The organism is Ruegeria sp. SCSIO 43209, assembly GCF_019904295.1.
In the GTDB taxonomy this organism is placed as follows: Bacteria; Pseudomonadota; Alphaproteobacteria; order Rhodobacterales; family Rhodobacteraceae; genus Ruegeria.
On sequence record NZ_CP065359.1, the window covers coordinates 475,469 to 498,427 of the forward strand.

The window sequence follows — 22,959 nt, forward strand, 5'->3', positions numbered from 1 at the left end:
CTAGGCGCTGTTTCGATCGAAACAGGAGGCCCCCATGCCAACATTCACTGCTCTGACCACTTTGACCGGCAAGAAAGCCGCCGAAGGATTGGGCGAGGCGATGGAACGGCTGGACCCGGAACCAACCGGCGTCGGCGTGTTCGAGGTCGAGGATGGCTCGGGCCTGTGGGAGGTCGGCGGCTATTTTACCGAAACCCCGGATGAAACCGCGCTGGCGGTTCTGGCCGCCGCGTTCGAGGCCAAGCCCTTTGTGGTCTCGGAACTGCCCGAAACGGATTGGGTCGCCCATGTCCGCCGCGAACTAGCCCCGGTCGAGGCCGGCCGGTTTTTTGTCTATGGAAGCCATGATGCCGACAAACTGCCCGAAGGCCGCATTCCGCTGCTGATCGAAGCTGCGATGGCATTTGGCACAGGGCACCATGGGACAACGCTTGGCTGCCTCAAGGCTTTGGACCATCTTCTGGATCATGGGTTCACGGCCACCAAAGTTGCCGATATCGGCTGCGGTACTGCCGTGCTGGCGATGGCCGCAGCTCGGGTTTGGGATGGCGATATCATCGCCAGCGACATTGATGAGGTTGCCGTCGACGTGGCCGAGGCCAACCTTCGGGCGAACGGTATGGCGGGTGCGGTTAAATGTGTTGAAGCTGCAGGTTTCGATCACCCGGATCTGAAGGCGCATGCGCCTTACGATCTGATATTCGCCAATATCCTAAAAGGTCCGCTCGTGGCCCTTTCGCCTGAAATTTCGGCGAACCTGCGGGGGGGTGGACAAGCGATTCTATCGGGAATCCTCAATGAACAGTCCGATGACGTGATCTCGGTTTATCTCCAAAACGGCTTCAATCTGGTTCGCCAGGATCGGATTGGTGAGTGGACGACGCTAATCTTAAGCAAACAGGGCTGAATTTAGGCCATTTACGGGAGTTTTGTGGATTTTTGCCACGTTTTTGTCGCATTCTCTAATTACCGTCTTTCAATGCACTCGGGGGGCGGTTTTCGGAGGCTGCCATGACAGGAAAACAACTCGAATTCGATCAACGCATCTCGCGTTTGAACAAAAAGCACCAGAAACTCAGCCGCGGCTATCGTGCCACGTTGCGCTCAGACGGGCTGGTGGTGATGAAACCACAGCGTATGCGTTCAGCAGTTCCAGCGAGGGTTTTGTTACTGTGTTTGGTTGGCTTCTTTGCCTTCAAGGCCTTTTTACTGTCTCATCTTGGCCCGACTGCGTACGAAACGCGTGTTGAAAGCCTGAATCAGGGCACGCCGGTTGAGAAAGCTGGCGCCTGGATCATGCAGGCCGATCCGGTGACCGCGTTTTTCTCGAGCCAACTGAACAAGGTTTGGTTCTAACCGGATATCTTGCACCCTCCTAACAAAAACACCGCATGCCTCACGGCGTGCGGTGTTTCTGTTTGCCCCACAGGGAGGAGGAAGGGGCGTATGCGGTAGTCCGTTATCTCAGTAACGGCGGCCTTCGGCGACAACGTCGATGTCGCCGCGGCATAGTCCGATATCGTCCAGTTCGCGGTCAGAAAGACCGTTCAGCGCGTTACGGGTTGCGCGGGCGTCATTCCATTCAACAACGGCGTTTACAACCGATGCAAAAAGTGCGCCGATACGGCCGACGAGGCCGAATGAGCCAGTGGTGGTGCGGGTGGTATCCAGTGCAGCCATATCCTGTTTCCTTCTGGTTTGTGTTAAACTCTGATCTTGCGATCTGAGCGGCATCTAGTGATGAGTTTCGCCGTGCGCAAGCTCAGAAATTGCATGTGTCCTATGCATTTTTTGCAACGCTCGAAATTGATGAAAACCCCTTAAATCATTGGTTAAAGTTCGATCGGATAAGCGTCGAAAACGAACCTAACCCGGTCGCAAACAGGCCGCGAGGAACCGGAGGCGACATGAATGTCGGTTTTGGACCCTGAGTTGATTTCCTTGGAAAATGTTCACGCTTCGTGCTAGTCGATGAAAAAAGATCACACAAACCCGAGCAGGCCGAGACAAAACATGCGAATTCTGGGCATTGATCCAGGGCTTAGAACCTTGGGATGGGGCGTCATCGAATCGCATGGCAGCCGCCTGAGCCACATTGCGAATGGATTGTGCAAATCCGATGGTGATGATCTGGGGGAAAGGCTGCTGTCGCTACACAATCAAATCGTCGAAGTCATCGCCGAGCACAATCCAGATCAGGCGGCAATTGAACAGACCTTCGTCAACAAAGATGGGGCCGGTACACTGAAACTGGGTCAGGCGCGTGGTGTTGCGCTTCTGACGCTTGCGCAAGCGGGTTTGCCGGTTGGCGAGTACGCCCCCAACCGCGTCAAGAAAACGGTGGTGGGCGTCGGCCACGCCGAAAAAGAGCAGGTTCTGCATATGGTCAAACTTCAACTGCCCGGTTGTTCCCCCAAAGGGGCGGATGCTGCGGATGCATTGGCGATTGCGATCTGCCATTCCTACTATGGCGCCGCACCGCAGGCACGGATGAAAGAGGTACGCGCATGATCGGCAAGCTCACTGGACGGCTGGATTACCGCGCGGCGGATCACGTTCTGATCGACGTGCGGGGGGTCGGCTATATCGTCTATTGCTCGGACCGGACCATGGCGGCCCTGCCGGGGGTGGGTGAGGCAATGTCAATCTACACCGATATGGTCGTGCGCGAAGACCTGATGCAGCTTTATGGTTTTCTGTCCTTGGTCGAGAAGGAATGGCACCGTCTGCTGTGCTCGGTTCAGGGTGTGGGTGCGAAGGTATCGCTGGCCATTCTTAGTGCGCTGGGGCCCGATGGTGTCAGCCGCGCGATTGCCTTGGGCGACTGGGGGGCCGTGAAGGCCGCAAAGGGTGTCGGCCCCAAGACCGCGCAGCGGATCGTGCTTGACCTCAAGGACAAGGCCCCGGGTGTGATGGCGATGGGCGGCACGGTGACCGAAGCGATGGATGGCCCGGCACTTGAAGTGGTTGAGACGACCGAGCCTGCGCCTGTTCCGAAACGGGTGGCGAAACCGGCCTCGGGCGCTGCCGCTGCTTCTGCGGATGCGCTGTCGGCGTTGGGCAATCTGGGCTATGGACCGTCCGAGGCGGCATCGGCCGTGGCCGAGGCAGCGGCCAATATGCCAGATGCGGGCGAGGCCGATCTGATACGCGCCGCGCTGAAGCTACTGGCCCCCAAGGGCTGAGTGAAAGGGTAACTGAATGGTAGACGCTGATCCCGCCCTGCGAGCCGAACCGATGCCCGAGGACAATGACCGCGCCCTGCGCCCGCAGGGGCTGGATGAATTCATTGGTCAGGCCGAGGCGCGGGCCAACCTACGCATCTTCATCCAGTCGGCCCGCCAACGCGGTGAGGCGATGGATCACACGCTGTTCCATGGTCCACCTGGATTGGGTAAGACCACGCTTGCGCAGATCATGGCGCGCGAGTTGGGAGTGAATTTCCGCATGACCTCGGGGCCGGTTCTGGCCAAGGCGGGGGATTTGGCGGCGATTCTGACCAATCTGGAATCGCGGGATGTCTTGTTCATCGACGAGATTCACCGTCTGAACCCGGCGGTCGAAGAGGTGCTGTACCCCGCGATGGAGGATTTCGAGCTGGATCTTGTCATTGGTGAAGGTCCGGCGGCACGGACTGTACGGATCGAGCTGCAGCCATTTACGCTGGTCGGGGCGACAACGCGGATGGGGTTGCTGACCACGCCGTTGCGCGATCGGTTTGGCATCCCGACCCGGCTGCAGTTCTATACGGTCGACGAGTTGCACGAGATCGTCACCCGCAATGCCCGCAAACTGGGCGCACCTGCGGATGACGAAGGCGCGCGTGAGATCGCGCGCAGGTCTCGTGGAACACCACGGATCGCCGGTCGTCTGCTGAGACGCGTAGTGGATTTTGCCATTGTTGAAGGCGATGGGCGGATTACGCGCGACTTGGCGGATGGGTCACTGACCCGGCTGGGGGTCGATAACCTTGGTCTGGACGGGGCCGACCGCCGGTATTTGAAGCTGATTGCCGAGAACTATGCGGGCGGGCCAGTGGGGATTGAAACACTCTCGGCGGCGTTGTCCGAAAGCCGGGATTCGCTGGAAGAGGTGATCGAGCCTTATCTCCTGCAGCAAGGCCTGATCCAGCGCACTCCGCGCGGACGGATGCTGGCGCAAAAGGCATGGACGCATCTGGGGATGGCTGCACCCAAAGGACAAAGCGATCTGTTTGGTTGAAGTGGGGCGCATTAGATTTTAAGCCTCAGGCGGTCGTATCTAAATCGAGAAGAAGGACTGGGGCGTGACACCCGATGAGATTGAGGCGCTGTTCACACGCGATAGCGGTGAGTTTCTGTTTGCGCGCTGGGGCAGACCCATCGTGCCCATCGTGTTTGGTGTCGAGGATGAAACGCTGTCGACCGTAAAAGGTGCGTTCGAGGCGGTTGTCACTCTGGCAAATCACAAGATGGCCGAGACGGATCCCGAACTGGGTGCCAATTGCATGGTGTTCTTCTTCCGTGAGTGGCAGGAATTGTTGGACGTGCCCGATCTGGATCGCCTGATCCCGGATCTGGCTCCACTGGTTGACCGGCTGGTGGCTGCCGATGCCAATCAGTATCGCATATTTCGGTTCGAGGATGACGGCGCTATCCGCGCGGCATTTGTGTTTTTGCGCATGGACAAAGAGCTGTCGAAAGTGCCGGCAGAAACGCTGGCGCTAAACCAGGTCGTGCAAACGATCCTGCTTTGGTCCGATACTGCCTTTCGCAGCGCCTCACCTCTGGCGATTGCTGGTGACGCGACGATCTTGCGGCCTGATATTGCGGCCTTGATCCGCGCCGCCTACGATCCTGTTCTGCCCGGTGCCGCGCAGGACCCCTCTCATGCGTTGCGCTTGTTCGCCAGATTGGAGCCGTCGCAATGAAGCATCACTACCCGGTCCGTGTTTATTACGAAGACACCGACATGGGAGGCGTGGTCTATCACGCAAATTATCTGAGATTCATCGAACGCGCCCGGTCGGACTGGGTGCGTAAACTGGGTAATGATCAGAACGCGATGCGGGACGCAGGCATTGTCTGGGTCGTGCGGCGGATCGAGGCGGATTATCTCGCCGCCGCTAGGTTTGAAGACGAGCTGATGGTCGAGACCGAGATGGTTTCGCTATCGGGCGCTCGGTTGACAATGTCGCAATTGGTCAAGCGTGGCGAGACCGAGATTTTCCGCGCCGAGGTAACGGCTGTCTGCATGAACGCGCAGGGTAAGCCCGTGCGCCTTCCGGCAGAGATTCGCGCATTGATGTAACATTTTCAGCCTCCGGGGTGGTTCTGTTGGCTTTTCATCTCCATCTGCGTTAGCGTTTGGCAAAACAAGGCCAAATGGCCATCAGGCAAAACAAAGAGCAGGTTCATGGAAGCTGAAACGCTGGCGCTGGCGCAGGAGATCGATTTCTCCATGTGGGGGCTGTATGCCCGCGCGACCTTTATCGTCAAACTGGTGATGTTGATGCTGATCGGTGCATCCATCTGGTCCTGGGGCATTATCATTCAGAAACTGATCAACTACCGAGCCGCGCGGCGCGAGGCGCAGGTATTCGATGAAAGCTTCTGGTCTGGCAATCCGCTAGATGAGCTGTTCGAGCAGATCGGAACCCAACCCGATGGCAGTTCCGAGAAGATTTTCGCGGCGGGGATGATCGAGTGGCGACGCTCGCACCGCACCGATGGCGGCTTGATCGCGGGGGCGACGGCGCGGATCGATCGCTCGATGGACGTGGCGATCGCGAAAGAGGCTGAGGGGCTGCAAAAAGGGTTGCCCATTCTGGCCACTGTCGGATCGACAGCGCCGTTTATCGGCCTGTTTGGCACCGTTTGGGGCATCATGAATGCCTTTATCGAGATTGCCGAGCAGCAGAACACAAACCTCGCCGTTGTCGCCCCGGGTATTGCCGAGGCGTTGCTGGCCACCGGTCTTGGCTTGCTGGCCGCGATCCCGGCGGTGATATTCTATAATAAACTCAGCGCAGACAGTGACCGCATCGTCGGCGGCTACGAGGCCTTTGCCGATGAATTCGCCACTATCCTGTCGCGTCAGTTGGATAGCTGACGATGGGTGCGGCAGTTCAGCAAAGCTCGGGCGGGAACGGACGCAGGCGCGGACGGCGGCGCGGGCGCGCCCAACCGATGGCCGAGATCAACGTGACGCCCTTTGTTGATGTCATGCTGGTGTTGCTGATCATCTTTATGGTGGCGGCCCCATTGTTGACCGTCGGCGTACCTGTCGATCTGCCCAAGACTGCCGCAAGTGCCTTACCCGGTGACAACGAAGAGCCGCTGACTGTGACCCTGACCGCAGATGGGCGCGTGCAGATCCAGACCACGGATGTGCTGCGCGAAGAACTGATCGGTAAGCTGCGCGCGATCGCAGCTGAGCGCAGCAGCGACCGTGTGTTCTTGCGTGCTGACGGCGCGATTCCCTACGCGCAAGTGATGCAGGTCATGGGCGCTTTGAACGCGGGTGGGTTTTCCAACGTAGGCCTTGTGACCGATACCGGCGGGCCAACGCTGGACGAAGGGTGAGAGTGAGGCTGCGCGGTGGATACCGGCACCAAGATTTCGGCAATTGCGCATGTCAGCCTGATTGGCTGGGCGCTGATCGGCGGGACCTTCCGGTCCGAACCGCTGCCGATGGCTGTACAGGATGTCTCGGTGATCTCGGCTGAGCAGTTTGCGGCCATGACCGCGCAACGCGAGGCACCCGAGGTGCCGACTGACCCGGCTGAACTGCAACAGCCTGCAGAACCTGATGAGATCGAAATACTGGACCCGACGCCGGAAGATACGCCCGAACCTGAGCAGGTTGCTCAACCCGAACCGGATCCGGAACCGGAACCAGAACCAGAAACAGTGGAAATCCCACCTGAACCCGAACTGATAGAACAGCCTCCAACGCTTGAAGAGCCCGAGCCTGAGCTGGCGGCGCTTCCTGCGCCTCCGGGCCCAGAGGCCGAACCAAGCCCTGCGGATAAGATCGCGCCCGAGCAGATTGCTCCTCCTCCGCCCGAGGCCAAGCCGGATGACATTGAAACCCCTCCGGTTTCGCTGGATGAAGGGGCGGAAATCCAACAAGAACAGCAAGATCAAACGGCACCGGAAGAGGCCGCGCCCGAGATTGTGACCGAGGCGGAAGAAGTCGAAGATCCGGCCCCGCGAACTTCTCCTCGTCCGCGCGTGCGCCCGAACCGGCCGGCACCCAAGCCAGAGCCTGAGGATGCAGAAACGCCCGAGCCCGCGCCGACTGAACCTGCGCAAAACGAGCAAGCGATAAATGACGCCTTGGCCGAAGCATTGGGCAATGGCACCGAACCTTCGGGGCCACCACTGACAAGCGGTGAAAAAGACGCGATGCGGGTTGCGGTGTCGCGGTGTTGGAATGTCGGGTCCCTGTCGACGGATGCGCTGGAAACCGTGGTTGTTGTCGGGTTTTCGTTGACCAGAGATGGCAAAGTGGTTGGCGGCAGTTTGCAGCTACTCGACAGTTCAGGCGGCTCAGCCGCATCAGCAAAACAAGCCTACGAAGCCGCGCGCCGCGCAATTTTGCGCTGTGGGTCTAAAGGATATGACCTACCTGCTGACAAATACGATCAATGGCAGGATATTGAGATTACATTCAATCCCGAGAGGATGCGGATCAAATGATGAAACTTCTGACCAGCCTCTTAATTGGCCTGACCCTTCTTTCGACCTCGGCTTACGCCCAAAGTGGCCCGCTGCGTCTGGAAATCGATGAAGGGATCATCGAACCTATGCCGTTTGCCGTGCCAAGCTTTGTGCCTGACGGTCCCTCGGCGGCACAATATGCACAAGATATCTCGCGGGTGGTCGTGTCTGACCTGACCGGAACGGGCCTGTTTCGTGAAATCTCGTCGGATGCATATATCAGCCGCGTCAGCAGTTTTGACGCGCCGGTACAGTTCGCTGATTGGAAGGCGATCAACGCTCAAGCACTGGTGACAGGGGCGGTCAACGTGTCGGGCAAGCGCCTGACGGTCCGGTTCCGGGTCTGGGATGTCTTCTCGGGGCAGGAACTCGGCAACGGTTTGCAGTTTGCAGGAACAACCGACGGTTGGAGGCGCATGGCGCATAAGGTCGCGGATCAGGTTTATACCCGGATCACGGGAGAGGGCGCCTATTTCGACAGCCGTGTCGCGTTCGTGTCGGAGAGCGGCCCAAAGGATCAACGGCGCAAACGGTTGGCCATAATGGATTACGACGGCGCTAATGTGCAGTATCTGACCGACAGCGCAGCGATTGTTCTGGCGCCTCGGTTCTCACCGACGGGCGACCAGTTGCTCTATACCAGCTACGAGACCGGTCAGCCGCGTATTTACGTTCTGGATGTCGGCCGCGTGAAGCGGCAGGAGTTGAAAACGCAGGAAGGCACCATGAGTTTCTCACCGCGCTTCTCTCCGGATGGTCGTTCAATTGTTTATTCGTTGACCCAAGGCGGAAACACGGATTTGTGGAAAATGGATCTGGCCTCGGGCCAAAGCGTGCGACTGACCAATACGCCCGCGATTGAAACTGCACCAAGCTATGCGCCAGATGGCAGTCGGATCGTGTTTGAAAGCGACCGGTCGGGCACTCCGCAGCTTTACATCATGCCCGCCAACGGAGGCGAGGCAACGCGGATCAGTTTTGGGCAAGGCCGCTATGGCACGCCGGTCTGGTCTCCGCGTGGTGACTTGATTGCCTTTACCAAGCAGAACAAAGGTCGCTTCCACATCGGTGTTATGCGCACAGATGGCAGCGAAGAGCGCCTTTTGACCGCCTCGTTCCTGGACGAAGGTCCCACTTGGTCGCCAAACGGGCGGGTCATAATGTTCACCCGCGAAACTCAGGGGGCAAGCGGTCGATCGACGCTTTACTCTGTGGATATTTCGGGCCGTAACTTGCGTCCTGTTAGAACGCCGGATGGCGGTAGCGACCCGTCTTGGGGGCCACTGCAGAATTGATTGGAACAGACCGCAGGTAAAGTTCACAACAAACCCGCAATGTGATAGAAGCGCGGCAATAAACAACGAAACACGAGGCACTTGAGATGAAACTGTTGAGCAAAGTCGCGGCAATTGGGGCGCTGACCCTGATTGCGGCCTGTTCCAATAATGATCCGTCGGCTCTGGGTGGCGGCGCTGGTGGCAGCGGCGCACTGGTTCCGGGCTCACCCAGTGATCCGCGTTCGCCAGCCTATTTCCAGCAAACAGTTGGTGACCGGGTTCTGTTCGCGGTCGATCAGTCCACGCTCAGCCCGCAGGCGCAGACGATTCTGCAAGGGCAGGCCGATTGGCTGCTCGCCAATCCGGATTTTGTCGCCAATATCGAAGGCCATGCGGACGAGCAGGGCACGCGCGAATACAACCTTGCGCTTGGAGCTCGTCGGGCCAATGCGGCGCGGGAGTATCTGATCTCGCGCGGGGTGGCAGGCAACCGGTTGACCACCGTCAGCTATGGCAAGGAACGCCCGATCGAAATTTGCAGCACCGAGGATTGCTATTCGAAAAACCGCCGCGCGGTGACGGTGCTGACCGGTTCAACCTTGGGGTAAGATGATGCGAATTGCATGTTTGGTTCTGGCGGCGGTCGTGACCGTCGCTGGTATGGCACAGGCACAGGATCAGCAGACTTTGGCGGATATCCGTCAGGAATTAACCGTACTGCATGTGGAAATTCAGCGTCTCAAGCGCGAGTTTTCAACCACTGGGTCCCCCGCGCCAAACCTGTCTGGCAGTTCCGTGCTTGAGCGCGTTGATGCGATCGAGGCAGAATTGCAGCGCCTGACACGCCAGACCGAGCAGTTGAACCAAAGGGTGCAGAATGTCGTGACCGATGGCACCAACCGTATCGGTGATTTGGAGTTTCGTCTGGTTGAACTTGAAGGCGGTGATCTGAGCGCGTTGGGTGAAACCTCAACGCTGGGTGGTGAGACATCGACCGATGTGGCTGTGGCACCCACCCTCAACCCTACGCAACCCACGGTCACTGATCAGGGTGAGCTTGCAGTCGGTGAACAAGCGGATTTTGATGCCGCTTCGCAGGCCCTGGTGGATGGAGATTTCCAGACCGCGGCCGATCTGTTTGCGCAATTCGACCAGTCCTATCCGGGCAGCCCGCTGGCGAGTCAAGCCAACCTGCGGCGCGGGCAGGCGCTGAAAGGGGTGGGCGATACACGCGAAGCGGCGCGCGCCTTTCTGGCCAGCTTCACGGGCGACTCCGAAGGGCCTCTGGCACCCGAGGCGTTGTTTGAGTTGGGCGCAGCGCTTGGACAGCTGGGCCAAACCGATCAGGCTTGCATCACTCTCGGCGAAGTTGGCGTACGGTTTCCGGCATCGGCACCAGCTGCTTCGGCCACACAAGAAATGGCAACACTGGGCTGTTCTTGACCTCTGACGCCGATACGCTTCGGGCAAATCTGCGGGCGGGTCTGCCGGATCCACCACCGCGCCGGCTGGGGGTGGCGGTATCAGGGGGCAGCGATTCGACCGCCCTGTTGCATTTGCTGGTTGATATTGCGCGACAAGAGAATATCGAGTTATTTGCAGCGACCGTTGACCACGGTCTGCGGCCTGAATCAGCGTCAGAGGCCTTGGCTGTCGCAACCCTGGCGCAGCGCTTAGGCATTCCTCATGAAACGCTGAAATGGCAGGGGTGGGATGGATCCGGAAATCTGCAGGATCAGGCGCGGCGTGCGAGATACCGGTTGCTGGTCGCGTGGGCCGAATCGAAGGGCCTAGAGGCAGTTGCGCTGGGCCACACGGAGGATGATCAGGCTGAAACGGTACTGATGCGGCTGGCCCGTGCTTCGGGCGTTTCGGGGCTTTCGGCCATGGCTGTATCGCGAAAAGAAGGTCTGGTCACATTGCTGCGCCCATTGCTGTCCACGACACGCTCCGATCTTCGGGAATATCTGACTGTGCAAGGTATTTCGTGGATTGATGATCCGTCGAATCAGGACCCTCGTTTTGACCGGATCAAAGCCCGCCAGGCACTTTCCGGATTAAATCAAATCGGGATCACGGCAGAGTCATTATCACGGGTCGCTGAAAATATGGCGCAAGCGCGTGAAGCATTGGCGCAATACGCGCAAGAATCCGCTTTACGGTGCATGACGGTGACGGATGGCGATCTTTGCATTGATCGCGAAGGTTTCGAAACTCTGCCCGAAGAAATCCGTCGTCGGCTTGTGACCGCGTCTGTTTCATGGATCGCAGGGGGAGAGTATCCGCCACGACACAAAGCGGTGGATCAAGTGTTGGATGCGATTTCGTCTGCTCAGACGGCCACCCTGGGGGGATGCATTTTAATCCCGGAAGGCAAAAAAACTTGGATTTGCAGAGAGCTAAACGCCGTCAGCAATCAGCACGCGCGCCCCTCAGAACCTTGGGACAGGCGTTGGATTATATCCGGGCCAAAAACTGAAGATGTGGAAATCCGGGCGCTTGGTGAGGATGGTATATTGCAGCTGGAAAACTGGCGCTCTGTGGGCAAACCTCGCGCTGCAGTGTTGTCGACGCCCTCGGTCTGGGCCGAAGGCACTCTATTGGCTGCACCCCTGGTCGGTTTTGCAAACGAATGGCGGGCTGAACTACTTCCAGAAAGGTCCGACTTTGATGCGGTGATTTTATCTCATTGAACCTGCCACAATCCTCTCTATTTTAAGGAACAACCCCGGCAGGTCCCCACCTGCCGAAACCTTTCGGGAGATTTTCCTTGGGCAACGCTCGCAACATCGCCTTCTGGGTCGTTCTGTTTCTGCTGATCCTGGCACTGTTCAACCTGTTCAGTGGACCCAGCGGGTCGCTTCAGAACAATGAACGCACCTATTCCGAATTCGTCAGCGCCGTGGACGCCGGAGACGTCACCAGCGTCACGCTAGATGGCGAACAGATCCGCTATCGCACGAATGAGAATCAGGACTTTGTCACCATCAAACCCACCGATGCCGAGGTGACGAAGCTGCTGATCGACAAGAACATCCCCGTACGTGCTGAAAAACAGCAGCAATCGGGTTTCCAGTCGTTCCTGATCACGCTGCTGCCCTTCCTGCTGCTGATCGGTGTCTGGGTCTATTTCATGAACCGGATGCAAGGTGGTGGCAAAGGTGGCGCGATGGGTTTTGGCAAGTCCAAGGCCAAGATGCTGACCGAAAAGCATGGCCGGGTGACGTTCGACGACGTTGCGGGCATCGACGAGGCCAAGGAAGAGCTGGAAGAGATCGTGGAATTCCTGCGCAACCCGCAGAAATTTTCGCGTTTGGGCGGTAAGATTCCCAAAGGCGCGCTGCTGGTTGGCCCTCCGGGCACTGGTAAGACGCTGCTTGCCCGTGCGATTGCGGGCGAGGCGGGTGTGCCGTTCTTTACGATCTCGGGTTCCGATTTCGTTGAAATGTTCGTTGGTGTTGGTGCATCGCGTGTGCGTGACATGTTCGAGCAAGCCAAGAAGAACGCGCCTTGTATCGTCTTCATCGACGAAATTGACGCCGTGGGGCGCCATCGTGGTGCTGGCTATGGCGGCGGTAACGACGAACGCGAACAGACCCTCAACCAGCTGCTGGTTGAGATGGACGGTTTCGAGGCCAATGAAGGCGTGATCATTCTGGCTGCCACCAACCGGAAGGACGTTCTGGACCCCGCGCTGTTGCGTCCGGGCCGGTTTGACCGTAATGTGACCGTCGGCAACCCCGACATCAAAGGCCGCGAAAAAATTCTGGGCGTTCACGCGCGCAAGACGCCTCTGGGTCCCGATGTCGATCTGCGCATCATTGCGCGCGGCACGCCGGGCTTTTCGGGTGCTGATCTGGCGAACCTCGTGAACGAGGCCGCATTGATGGCCGCCCGCGTCGGTCGTCGCTTTGTCACCATGGAGGACTTTGAGAACGCCAAAGACAAGGTGATGATGGGGGCTGAGCGCCGTTCGATGGTGCTGACGCAGGACCAGAAGGAAAAAACCGCCTATCACGAGGCCGGCCATGCCGTTGTGGGTCTGGAACTGCCGCTGTGCGATCCGGTCTATAAGGCGACCATCATTCCGCGCGGTGGTGCGCTGGGTATGGTTGTGTCACTGCCCGAAATGGATCGTCTGAACTATCACCGCGATGAGTGTGAGCAGAAGCTGGCCATGACTATGGCAGGCAAGGCCGCCGAGGTGATTAAATACGGCGAAGATCACGTGTCGAACGGCCCTGCGGGCGATATCATGCAGGCCAGCCAGTTGGCCCGCGCCATGGTGATGCGCTGGGGCATGTCGGACAAGGTCGGCAACATCGACTATGCCGAGGCGCATGAAGGCTATCAGGGCAACACCGCCGGGTTCTCGGTATCGGCTCATACCAAAGAGCTGATCGAAGAAGAGGTAAAGCGCCTGATCCAGCAAGGCTATGAACGCGCGCACAAGATCCTGACCGACAAGAACGAGGAATGGGAGCGACTGGCGCAAGGCCTGCTTGAGTATGAGACCCTGACCGGCGAGGAGATCAAGCGCGTCATGAATGGCGAACCGCCCACCGAAAGCGATGATGAGGGTGACAGCCCCGATGAGGGCAACGCCCCCAGCGTAACTGCCATCCCGAAGACCAAGTCCAAGAAATCGCCGCCAGATGGCGGGATGGAACCAGAACCCACTGCATAATTGCAAAACCCGGAGCCAGCCTCCGGGTTTTCTCTTTTCATCAGGGCGTTGCTGGGCATTATGCCTGCTAACCTGTCATTGAAGGGGGCGCCTCATGCCATTCTTGCGTGAAACAGAATATTCAGCCGAGGTGGTATGGCTGGGCTATGTTCCAGCAGGCCAGTCTTTGCGGGCCAAGCCTGTCAACGCTTTGGATCTGAATTTTGATGGCGTTCAGGGGGAACGGCATCAGGGGCTCAATCGGGCGTCCTGTGTTCGGGTAGCGAATCTCTATCAAAAGGGCACCGAGATCCGGAATGTGCGGCAACTGTCAGTGCTGTCGGCAGAGGAATTGGGTGATATTGCGGCTGAGATGGAGTTGGCAACGCTTGATCCGTCTTACCTTGGGGCTTCGATTGTCCTAAAGGGCATTCCCGATTTCTCTCATATCCCTCCGTCGTCGCGGTTGAAGGCCGAGAGCGGGTTGACGATCACCGTGGACATGGAAAACGCCCCCTGCGTTCTTCCGGGCCGCGAGATCGAGGCGGATCACACCGGTTACGGGGCGGTATTCAAACCTGCGGCCAAAGGGCGACGCGGGATAACGGCTTGGGTCGAACGCCCGGGGGCTCTGAAACGCGGCGACAAGATGCAATTGTTTGTGCCGGATCAGCCCCTTTGGAACCCATAGGTTCAATCCGTTTCCGATTTGCGCATTACGATTTCTCGCAACGCCGTTTCGCGGCATGAAAATGTCGGAATCCTTAGCCATCAGAGTTGTGTACGTCAGTATATGTTGCGCAGCGCCGACGCCCGTGCGTCGGTTTTGCACGGAATTCAATCAGGGACCCTGCCCAATGAGCTACAAATCCGACATTGAGATTGCCCGCGAGGCGAACAAAAAGCCGATTCAGGAAATCGGCGCGAAGCTGGGTATCTCCAGCGATGATCTGCTGCCTTACGGCCATGACAAGGCCAAAGTCAGCCAGGACTTCATCAACTCGGTACAGGACCGCGAAGACGGCAAACTGATCCTGGTGACCGCGATCAACCCAACTCCCGCAGGTGAAGGCAAGACCACCACCACCGTAGGTCTGGGCGACGGCTTGAACCGCATCGGCAAGAACGCGATGATCTGTATCCGCGAAGCTTCGCTTGGCCCGAACTTCGGCATGAAGGGCGGCGCCGCAGGTGGCGGTTACGCGCAGGTTGTTCCGATGGAAGAAATGAACCTGCACTTCACAGGTGACTTCCACGCCATCACCTCGGCCCACTCGCTGCTGTCGGCGATGATCGACAACCATATCTATTGGGGTAACGAGCAGGAAATCGACACACGCCGCGTTGCATGGCGCCGCGTCGTCGACATGAATGACCGTGCTCTGCGTCAGATCACGGCGTCTCTGGGCGGCGTGTCGAATGGTTTCCCGCGTGAAGCAGGCTTTGACATCACCGTGGCGTCCGAAGTCATGGCGATCCTCTGCTTGGCAAACGACTTGAAAGATCTGGAGAAGCGTCTGGGCGACATCATTGTTGCTTACCGCCGCGACAAGACCCCGGTTTACTGCCGCGATATCAAGGCAGAAGGTGCAATGACCGTTCTGTTGAAAGACGCGATGCAGCCGAACCTGGTGCAGACGCTGGAAAACAACCCGGCTTTCGTCCACGGCGGCCCGTTTGCAAACATCGCGCACGGCTGTAACTCAGTCATCGCAACCAAAACCGCTCTGAAAGTGGCCGACTATGTTGTCACCGAAGCGGGCTTTGGTGCTGACCTCGGTGCCGAGAAGTTCATGAACATTAAGTGCCGCAAGGCGGGTATTGCTCCGTCGGCAGTGGTACTGGTTGCCACCGTGCGCGCGATGAAAATGAATGGCGGCGTGGCCAAGGCTGACTTGGGTGCGGAAAACGTTGACGCTGTGAAGTCAGGTTGTGCCAACCTGGGTCGCCACATCGAAAACGTCAAATCCTTCGGTGTTCCGGTTGTCGTCGCGATCAACCACTTCGTCACCGACACCGATGACGAAGTTCAGGCGGTCAAGGACTACTGCGGCGAGCATGGTGTTGAGGCGATCCTGTCGCGTCACTGGGAGCTGGGTTCGGATGGCTCTGCGCCTCTGGCCGAAAAAGTTGTCGAAATCGTCGAAAATGGTGCCGCGAACTTCTCACCGATCTACCCAGACGACATGCCGCTGTTCGAGAAGATCGAAACCATCGCCAAGCGTATCTATCGCGCCGACGAAGTTCTGGCCGACAACAAGATCCGCAACCAGCTGCGCGAATGGGAAGAAGCAGGCTACGGCAATCTGCCGGTCTGCATGGCGAAAACCCAGTATTCGTTCTCGACCGACCCAACCCTGCGCGGCGCGCCTACCGGACACTCGGTTCCGGTGCGTGAGGTTCGCCTTTCCGCTGGTGCCGGTTTCATCGTCGTTGTCTGCGGTGAGATCATGACCATGCCCGGTCTGCCGCGCAAACCAGCCGCCGAAACCATCTGCCTTAACGACGCAGGTGAGATCGAGGGCTTGTTCTAAGCGCTCAAATAAGACATCTCGTGGTCCGGGGATATCCCCGGGCCGCAGGAGACCAAAATGCCCACTCTGATACCTCCGCAAGACTGTCATTCGATGCAGGAATTGCGGCCTCAGATCGACAAGCTGGACCGCCAATTGATTGGATTGCTGGTAACGCGCGCAACCTATATCGACCGCGCGTCGCAGCTGAAACCCGGCGAGGGCCTGCCAGCCCGCATCCCGGAACGTGTCGAAGATGTGGTGCAGCGCGTCCGCAAGAGCTCGGATGAGTTGGGTATGGACCCCGATCTTGCCGAAAAGCTCTGGCGTATACTGATTGATTGGTCGATTGCCCGCGAAGAACGCGTGCTCGGCCCAGACTGAAGAAACGGGCGCCTAGTGCGCCCGATCCGTTTTGTGAAAGAAGGGATCAAAGAATGGTAGCGCAGGTTATCGACGGAAAGGCCTTTGCCGCCAAAGTGCGCGCGCAGGTGGCTGACCAGGTTGCAAAGCTGAAAGAAGAGAACGGCATCACCCCCGGTCTGGCGGTGGTTCTGGTGGGCGAAGACCCGGCCAGCCAGGTCTATGTCCGTTCAAAGGGCAAGATGACCGTCGAGGTCGGCATGAACTCGTACGAGCACAAGCTGGATGTGGACACGTCCGAGGCGGACCTGCTGGCGCTGATTGACAAACTGAACAATGACCCTGCGGTGCACGGCATTCTGGTGCAACTGCCGCTGCCCAAGCATCTGAACGAAGATCTGGTGATCAACTCGATCGATCCGGCAAAGGATGTGGACGGGTTCCACATCTCGAATGTGGGCCTGCTGGGAACAGGTCAGAAGTCAATGGTGCCGTGCACTCCGCTGGGCTGTCTGATGATGTTGCGCGATCACCACGGCTCTTTGTCCGGCATGGATGCTGTAGTGATCGGTCGGTCGAACATCGTGGGTAAGCCGATGGCGCAGTTGCTTCTGGGCGACAGTTGCACCGTGACCATCGCGCATAGCCGCACCAAAGATCTTCCCGATGTTGTGCGTCGTGCTGATATTGTGGTCGCCGCAGTTGGTCGCCCCGAGATGGTTCCGGGTGACTGGATCAAGGAAGGCGCAACCGTGATCGATGTCGGCATCAACCGGATCGAACGCGACGGCAAGAACAAGCTGGTTGGCGACGTTGACTACGCCACTGCGGCAGAACGCGCTGGTGCGATTACCCCCGTTCCCGGCGGAGTTGGCCCTATGACGATCGCCTGCCTTCTTGCGAACACGCTCACCGCGGCTTGCCGCGCAAACGGCTTGCCTGAACCGGAAGGCCTGACTGCCTAATTGCAAACTCCGAGTTCAATCCGGGCGCAACGTCCATGATTGAATTGGCCGGAGAGCGAAAAGCTCTCCGGCCTTTTTCATTAGATTAGGATATTTATATAACTACATCTTGACTTGACCTAGCGTCGGTCGGTGATAATCCTTCTATTCCAGCCGTTTAAGGGGTTATAATCCTGTCTGTTCGTGTTTCATGGTTTTACCTTTGGCGAGGTGCGTTACCTGGTATGATGAAGCTGAGTCCGATCTTCTCGTTAATAAGCCTTCAACGGGTAGTGGCCGGCCTCGTTTTTATTCCTTTATTGGCGTATTCCTTTGCCCCCTTTCGGGATATGACACTGCCATTCAGTCAGCGGATGGTGTTCTGGACAGGTGTTATGCTGCTCGCGCTTGCAGCGACTTGGTCGGCTGGAAAGCTGGTACGCGAACGGCTAAATCGATCCGGATTGCTGGTCCGTGATTTTGCCTTCGTCCTGTTGATCCTGACATTGTTTGCACCATCACTGTGGTTTCTGACCTGGATTCTGTTCACGCTAAATGGATTGATGGCACCGGGCATATTGAAAGTCGCCCCTTATGGTCTTCTCTTCGCCACCGGACTTTTGCTGGTGCGTCAGCGGGAAGAAACCGCAGCACCGGTATTCGAACCCAGACCACGTCTTTTCAATCGTTTGCCCGCCACTTTCGAGGGGCAGGTTTATCGGTTAACCGTGCGCGATCACTATGTCGACGTGGTCACGTCCGATGGTACGTTTACAATCCGCTCGCGCTTTACCGACGCGATTGCCGAGATGGAGCCGGTACAAGGCCATTGTACGCACCGTTCACACTGGGTCGTGGATTCGGCGATTGTTGGGGTCGAAAAAGAAAAGGGAAAATCCTTTTTGCACCTAAGCAACGGCGATCAGGTTCCTGTCAGCAGGAAATACAAGCAACAGCTTGTGGACGACGGGTTGCTCTAGAACCTATCTGGGCATCGGGATGAGTTGTGGCTGCGCGCCGGTCAGAATTGCCCGCGCATCCGGTGCCATGATGCCGCTCAGAGCCTCTGCTGAACTGCGCAACCCCCCGGTGTAAGCGCCATAAGCTGGAAGGATCAGACGTGATTGATCCAACAAAAAAGCTGGGCGGGTGATCGAGCGCCCTCGGGCATTGAGGTTAACTTTGGGGTGGTAGTGGCCCGAGACTTCACCTGGACTGTTTTGCTGGGCGATATGGCGAAAAATCAGATCGTGGCAAGCCCACTCGGACAGATGTGTGCCGCCCATTTCTACCGGGCCGGGGTCATGGTTCCCCTCGATCCAGATCCAACGTCGACCAGCCTGCATTGCGGTGATCTGTTGCCTATCCTCAGCAGCCAACGCGCCCGAGGCATCGAGATCGTCAAAGCTGTCCCCCAAACAGATGACCGTCGTGGCACCGGTACTGGCAAGATCACTTGCCAATCGGGTCAATGTTTCGCGGCTGTCATACGGCGGCAATGTCGGGCCGCCCCTGCGGGCGATCCGTTCGGATTTGCCTAAATGCAGATCGGAAACACAGAGCAAGCCCTGTTCCGGCCACCATAGTGCGCCCGACCCAAGCGCAGCCAGGTCTTGGCCAGAAAATGAAAACGCGATCTTGTTCATGATCCGTTCTTCATACGATTTTGCGGATTGCGCAAGTGGTTTATGCCGGTTGCAATCCGGCGGCCTGCAGTAACCGGGCACTTTCTTCCGCAAGCAGGCGTTCCTCGGCTTCACCCTTGACGGGGACTTTGCCAACTTCGAGGAACAGAGGCGCCGCCAGGGGTGAGACGCGGTCTAGCCGCAGCAGGTCAATGCGGTCTCCGATCCGGGCGACCATGGCTTCGATCCGTCCGAAATCGACCAACCCGCGCATGGCCTCTTCGCGGGTGATTTGCATCAGCAGATGTTCAGGATCGTATTTCAGCAAGGTGTCATAGAGGATATCTGACGAAAATGTCGCCTGCCGACCACTCTTGCGCTGCCCACCAGTGTTGCGTTCGATCAAGCCCGCGATTGTGGCCGAAGCACGAAATGTGCGTTTCATCACGGCGTTACCCGCCAGCCAAGTCTCCAATCCTTCTCGTAGCGCGTCCAACTGAAATAGTGGGCGCGGATCGGTCACCGCATCCAGCCCCCAGATTAAGGTGGCATAGTCAGTGGCTACAAATCCCAGCGGCGCAAGGCCGGTTTCCTCCATGCGTTTGGTCAACAGCAAGCCCAGCGTCTGTTGCGCATTGCGGCCGGCAAATCCGTAGACGCATAGATGCTCGCGCCCCCTGTCAGGGAAGCTCTCAATCAACAGGCGGTCACTTTGCGGCAGGCGTGATATCTCGCGCTGAAGACCCAGCCATTCGGCAGTATGTCCGGGCAGTTGAGGCCAATCCGGCTGTGCGAACATCCGTAGGATTCGGTCGCTCAGCTGGGTGGACGTGGCGAACTTAGTACCCGAAAAGGTCGCGATCTTGGGCTTGCGGTCAGCGCGGCGGCTGACTTCGACCACCATCTCTCGCAGACCCTCATAGCGGACGATCTGACCACCGATCAGGAAGGTATCACCAGGGGTTAGCGAGGCCGCGAATCCCTCCTCTACCTCACCCAGAGGCTTGCCCCCGCGATTGCGCTTAAGCCGAACCTTCAGCGTGTCGGTGTCCTGAATCGTGCCAAGGTTCATGCGGATACGTTGTGCCGCCCTCGGGTCGCGCAATTGCCAGGCTCCATCCGGGCGCTGCTGTAGCCTCTGCCACCGATCATAGGCTCGCAGAGCATATCCACCGGTGGCGCAGAATTCCAAACAGGCATCGAATTCAGCACGGGTGATCTGTGCATAAGGCCCGGCAGCCGTCATTTCGGCGTAGAGTGCATCTGCATCAAACGGTCCCGCTGCGGCGGCGATCAGAATATGCTGGCACAAAACGTCCCTGGGTCCTGGCCCGCGGGGGTCGCCATCCAGATCATGTTCTTGCACAGCTTCCAGTGCAGCAACACATTCGACCACTTCGAACCGGTTGGCTGGGACGAGAATAGCTTTGGAAGGGGCATTGTAGCGGTGATTTGCGCGCCCGATCCGCTGCACCAGCCGCTTGACGTTCTTCGGCGCGCCGATCTGGATCACCAGATCCACATCGCCCCAGTCGATCCCCAGATCGAGGCTGCCGGTACAGACAATTGCCCTCAGATCACCCCTGACCATCGCGGCCTCGACCCGTTCGCGTTGTTGCCGATCCAGGCTGCCGTGGTGAATGCCGATGGGCAGAGCGTCGTCGTTGGCGAGCCAAAGGTTGTGAAAGAAAATCTCGGCCTGCGCCCGAGTATTGTGAAAGATAAGTGTCGTCTTGTGCTTTTTGATCTGCTCCATCACAGCGGGGATGGAATAGGCTGCGCCACCGCCCGACCATGGCGGCATCTCTTGTGTTTGCAGCATCGAGATATCGGGGTCAGGGCCGGGATCAGCCTGAATAACTCGGCAAGGATCGGGATTGCGGGCTAGAAATCGTGCGATGCCTTCGGGGTCTTCAACCGTGGCGGACAAGCCTACGCGGCGCAGATCGGGGCAGAGTGTCTGCAATCGTGCCAGCGCCAGCATCAATTGATCCCCCCGTTTGCTTTCTGCCAGTGCATGTATTTCGTCGACAACAATGCGCTGGACCCCAGCAAACATGCGCGGAGCATCTTCGTATGAAGTAAGTAACGCCAGACTCTCGGGCGTGGTCAGAAGGATTTGTGGAGGATCGGCGCGCTGGCGTTTCTTCTGCGTGGCCGATGTGTCGCCGGTGCGATCTTCGATCCGAATTGGCAGGCCGATTTCCTCGACGGGAACGCGCAGATTGCGCCTGATATCCGCTGCCAGCGCCTTGAGAGGAGACACATAAAGCGTGTGCAATCCGTCATGCTGCCCTTCGGCCAACTCGGCCAGGGAAGGTAGAAAACCGGCCATGGTTTTGCCGCCACCAGTTGGAGCGATAAGAAGGGTCGCGGGATCATTCGCCCGCTCAAACATTTCTTGCTGATGCGGATGAATCGACCAGCCTTTGTTCGAAAACCAGTTTTGGATTGCCGGAGGAATCTGCACCATCCGACGAACCTAGCGCAGCCCTCAGGCCATGGAAACCAGGACCAGGGGATCAGTGAATGATCTTTTCTTCCTTCACGAACATGTTGGCCCAGGCTCGGTCGATCAGGTCCGGACTCATCTGATACGGGATACCCTCAAACTCGCAGATTGAGATCATCTGGTCGATCAGGAAGATCGGCTGATAGTTTGCGTAGATGTTGTTGATGGTCGGGTATTTGACCTTCAGCAAATGCACTAGCGCCGCCTCGTCTAGTGGCATACCGCGCTTGCGGGCGACCATGGCAAAGATCTTCAGGAAGTTCTCTTGGTTCGGGCCGTCGATTTTGATCTTGAAGAAAATCCGGCGCAGGGCCGCTTGGTCGAAAATCTCATTCGGGTGGAAGTTGGTCGAAAATATAACCAGCGTGTCGAATGGTACTTCGAACTTCTCACCCGATTGCAGGCCAAGGATATCCTTGCTTTCTTCAAGCGGAACAATCCAGCGGTTGATCAGGGCCTGAGGGGGCTCTGCCTGACGTCCAAGGTCGTCCACGATGAAGATGCCGCCGGTGGATTTCAGCTGCAGAGGCGCCTGATAAGTACGCGCAGTGGGGTTGTAGACCAAATCCAGCATGCTCAGTGACAGTTCACCACCAGTCACAACGGTGGGGCGTTCGCATTGAACATAGCGAGTGTCGAACCGCTTGCGGCGGCGCAGACTGTTGGGATCGTCCTCTTCTTGCTCGATCGCGGTGTGCACGATCGGGTCGTAGACCGTAATCACCTGACCGGCATATTCGATTGCGCGCGGAACATAGACGTTGTCCCCCAAAGCATCGCGAATGCCGTTCGAGATCGAGGATTTACCATTGCCCGGAGGGCCATACATCAGAATTGAGCGACCGGCGCTGACCGCCGGGCCCAGATGATCCAGCAGGCTGTCGGGCAGAACAAGATGGCCCATCGCGCCGGTTAGCTGGTCGCGGGTGACTTGAATGTTGCGGATGGACTGGCGCTTGACCTGCTCGCGGTAAACATCGAGCGGCACCGGCATCGCACCGAAATATTCAGACTGGCTCAACGCATCCAACGCCCGCGCTTTGCCTGCATCGGTCAGCTGATAGCCCATTTCATTGCCGGAGTTGGCGTTCAGAGTCCCGGTCGCTTCAAGCAGTTTCTGCTCGCGTGCGATATCAACTAGTTCCTGTGTCACGGACCCGGGCAAACAGATGGCACCCGCGATTTCGCTGACCGTATCCACGTTCTTGCGAAAGACGGTCTTCAACAGAATGTCCCGCATCATCACCAGCGGAAGTTGCATTTCTCCCAGGCCTTTAGGGGCAGGGGGGGCAATCACAGAGGAGGTCTGCATATTCATGAGCGGGGCTCGTCCATCCAAAAATCACGCAAAAGGCC

Annotated in this window: 24 protein-coding genes; 20 read left to right on the forward strand and 4 right to left on the reverse strand. The window is 58.0% G+C overall.

Annotation, left to right across the window (positions count from 1 at the left end; translation table 11 throughout):
- The first annotated feature begins 34 nt into the window (after window positions 1–34).
- Entirely contained in the window at window positions 35–907 is an 873-nt protein-coding gene (locus I5192_RS02375; RefSeq protein WP_170397408.1) for a 50S ribosomal protein L11 methyltransferase, read from the forward strand.
- Between the two features lie 104 nt (window positions 908–1,011).
- The gene (locus tag I5192_RS02380) at window positions 1,012–1,356 is read left to right on the forward strand and encodes a hypothetical protein (protein WP_170397406.1); all 345 of its coding nucleotides are present in this window, start codon (window positions 1,012–1,014) and stop codon (window positions 1,354–1,356) included.
- A gap of 108 nt (window positions 1,357–1,464) precedes the next feature.
- On the opposite strand, the gene I5192_RS02385 is transcribed toward I5192_RS02380, so the two are convergent.
- Window positions 1,465–1,680 (reverse strand): DUF1127 domain-containing protein, encoded by a 216-nt coding sequence (locus tag I5192_RS02385; protein WP_170397404.1) that lies wholly within the window; start codon window positions 1,678–1,680, stop codon window positions 1,465–1,467.
- Between the two features lie 333 nt (window positions 1,681–2,013).
- Here I5192_RS02385 and ruvC point away from each other — a divergent pair, with 333 nt between their 5' ends.
- The 18 genes from ruvC (at window position 2,014) to I5192_RS02475 (ending at window position 18,446) form a co-directional block, all read left to right on the forward strand.
- Entirely contained in the window at window positions 2,014–2,511 is a 498-nt protein-coding gene (gene ruvC / locus I5192_RS02390; RefSeq protein WP_170818083.1) for a crossover junction endodeoxyribonuclease RuvC, read from the forward strand.
- Window positions 2,508–3,185, forward strand: a complete 678-nt coding sequence (gene ruvA / locus I5192_RS02395) for a Holliday junction branch migration protein RuvA (RefSeq protein ID WP_170424326.1) — start codon at window positions 2,508–2,510, stop codon at window positions 3,183–3,185. Before ruvC ends, ruvA begins: the two co-directional genes overlap by 4 nt.
- Before the next feature lie 16 nt (window positions 3,186–3,201).
- Window positions 3,202–4,221 carry a Holliday junction branch migration DNA helicase RuvB gene (ruvB, locus tag I5192_RS02400; RefSeq protein WP_170626478.1) on the forward strand — a complete coding sequence of 340 codons (1,020 nt, stop codon included), beginning with the start codon at window positions 3,202–3,204 and terminating at the stop codon, window positions 4,219–4,221.
- Between the two features lie 64 nt (window positions 4,222–4,285).
- On the forward strand, window positions 4,286–4,909 hold the full coding sequence (locus I5192_RS02405; RefSeq protein WP_170397395.1) for a hypothetical protein: 624 nt from the start codon (window positions 4,286–4,288) through the stop codon (window positions 4,907–4,909).
- On the forward strand, window positions 4,906–5,289 hold the full coding sequence (gene ybgC, locus I5192_RS02410; RefSeq protein WP_170404386.1) for a tol-pal system-associated acyl-CoA thioesterase: 384 nt from the start codon (window positions 4,906–4,908) through the stop codon (window positions 5,287–5,289). Before I5192_RS02405 ends, ybgC begins: the two co-directional genes overlap by 4 nt.
- A 105-nt stretch (window positions 5,290–5,394) precedes the next feature.
- Window positions 5,395–6,090 carry a protein TolQ gene (tolQ, locus tag I5192_RS02415; protein WP_170397391.1) on the forward strand — a complete coding sequence of 232 codons (696 nt, stop codon included), beginning with the start codon at window positions 5,395–5,397 and terminating at the stop codon, window positions 6,088–6,090.
- Between the two features lie 2 nt (window positions 6,091–6,092).
- Window positions 6,093–6,563, forward strand: coding sequence for a protein TolR (tolR, locus tag I5192_RS02420; protein ID WP_170424320.1), 471 nt, complete (start codon window positions 6,093–6,095; stop codon window positions 6,561–6,563).
- Window positions 6,564–6,578: 15 nt separating this feature from the next.
- Complete coding sequence (locus I5192_RS02425) at window positions 6,579–7,682, forward strand: energy transducer TonB (RefSeq protein WP_223117672.1); 1,104 nt, start codon at window positions 6,579–6,581, stop codon at window positions 7,680–7,682.
- A complete protein-coding gene (gene tolB, locus I5192_RS02430) occupies window positions 7,679–8,998 on the forward strand; it encodes a Tol-Pal system beta propeller repeat protein TolB (protein WP_170466163.1) in 1,320 nt (439 codons plus the stop codon). The genes I5192_RS02425 and tolB overlap by 4 nt, the downstream gene beginning before the upstream one ends.
- Window positions 8,999–9,084: 86 nt before the next feature.
- Entirely contained in the window at window positions 9,085–9,588 is a 504-nt protein-coding gene (pal, locus tag I5192_RS02435) for a peptidoglycan-associated lipoprotein Pal (protein WP_170397385.1), read from the forward strand.
- Window positions 9,589–9,592: 4 nt separating this feature from the next.
- Window positions 9,593–10,423, forward strand: coding sequence for a tol-pal system protein YbgF (ybgF, locus tag I5192_RS02440; protein WP_223117673.1), 831 nt, complete (start codon window positions 9,593–9,595; stop codon window positions 10,421–10,423).
- Entirely contained in the window at window positions 10,420–11,673 is a 1,254-nt protein-coding gene (gene tilS / locus I5192_RS02445) for a tRNA lysidine(34) synthetase TilS (RefSeq protein ID WP_223117674.1), read from the forward strand. Before ybgF ends, tilS begins: the two co-directional genes overlap by 4 nt.
- Before the next feature lie 77 nt (window positions 11,674–11,750).
- Window positions 11,751–13,667, forward strand: a complete 1,917-nt coding sequence (gene ftsH / locus I5192_RS02450) for an ATP-dependent zinc metalloprotease FtsH (RefSeq protein WP_170397380.1) — start codon at window positions 11,751–11,753, stop codon at window positions 13,665–13,667.
- A gap of 94 nt (window positions 13,668–13,761) precedes the next feature.
- The gene (locus tag I5192_RS02455; RefSeq protein WP_223117675.1) at window positions 13,762–14,337 is read left to right on the forward strand and encodes a sulfurase; all 576 of its coding nucleotides are present in this window, start codon (window positions 13,762–13,764) and stop codon (window positions 14,335–14,337) included.
- Between the two features lie 166 nt (window positions 14,338–14,503).
- A complete protein-coding gene (locus I5192_RS02460) occupies window positions 14,504–16,180 on the forward strand; it encodes a formate--tetrahydrofolate ligase (RefSeq protein WP_170404366.1) in 1,677 nt (558 codons plus the stop codon).
- 57 nt (window positions 16,181–16,237) lie between these two features.
- Complete coding sequence (locus I5192_RS02465; RefSeq protein ID WP_170404363.1) at window positions 16,238–16,543, forward strand: chorismate mutase; 306 nt, start codon at window positions 16,238–16,240, stop codon at window positions 16,541–16,543.
- A gap of 53 nt (window positions 16,544–16,596) precedes the next feature.
- On the forward strand, window positions 16,597–17,487 hold the full coding sequence (folD, locus tag I5192_RS02470; RefSeq protein ID WP_170397373.1) for a bifunctional methylenetetrahydrofolate dehydrogenase/methenyltetrahydrofolate cyclohydrolase FolD: 891 nt from the start codon (window positions 16,597–16,599) through the stop codon (window positions 17,485–17,487).
- A 329-nt stretch (window positions 17,488–17,816) separates the two neighbouring features.
- The gene (locus tag I5192_RS02475) at window positions 17,817–18,446 is read left to right on the forward strand and encodes a LytTR family DNA-binding domain-containing protein (protein ID WP_255612017.1); all 630 of its coding nucleotides are present in this window, start codon (window positions 17,817–17,819) and stop codon (window positions 18,444–18,446) included.
- Window positions 18,447–18,449: 3 nt separating this feature from the next.
- On the opposite strand, the gene pdeM is transcribed toward I5192_RS02475, so the two are convergent.
- From pdeM to I5192_RS02490, 3 genes are read right to left on the reverse strand one after another with little or no spacing between them, the layout of a single operon-like run.
- Entirely contained in the window at window positions 18,450–19,112 is a 663-nt protein-coding gene (gene pdeM / locus I5192_RS02480) for a ligase-associated DNA damage response endonuclease PdeM (RefSeq protein WP_170733264.1), read from the reverse strand.
- A gap of 40 nt (window positions 19,113–19,152) precedes the next feature.
- Window positions 19,153–21,564, reverse strand: coding sequence for a ligase-associated DNA damage response DEXH box helicase (locus I5192_RS02485; protein WP_223117676.1), 2,412 nt, complete (start codon window positions 21,562–21,564; stop codon window positions 19,153–19,155).
- Between the two features lie 49 nt (window positions 21,565–21,613).
- Window positions 21,614–22,921, reverse strand: a complete 1,308-nt coding sequence (locus tag I5192_RS02490; protein ID WP_170397365.1) for an ATPase — start codon at window positions 22,919–22,921, stop codon at window positions 21,614–21,616.
- Window positions 22,922–22,959: the final 38 nt, after the last annotated feature.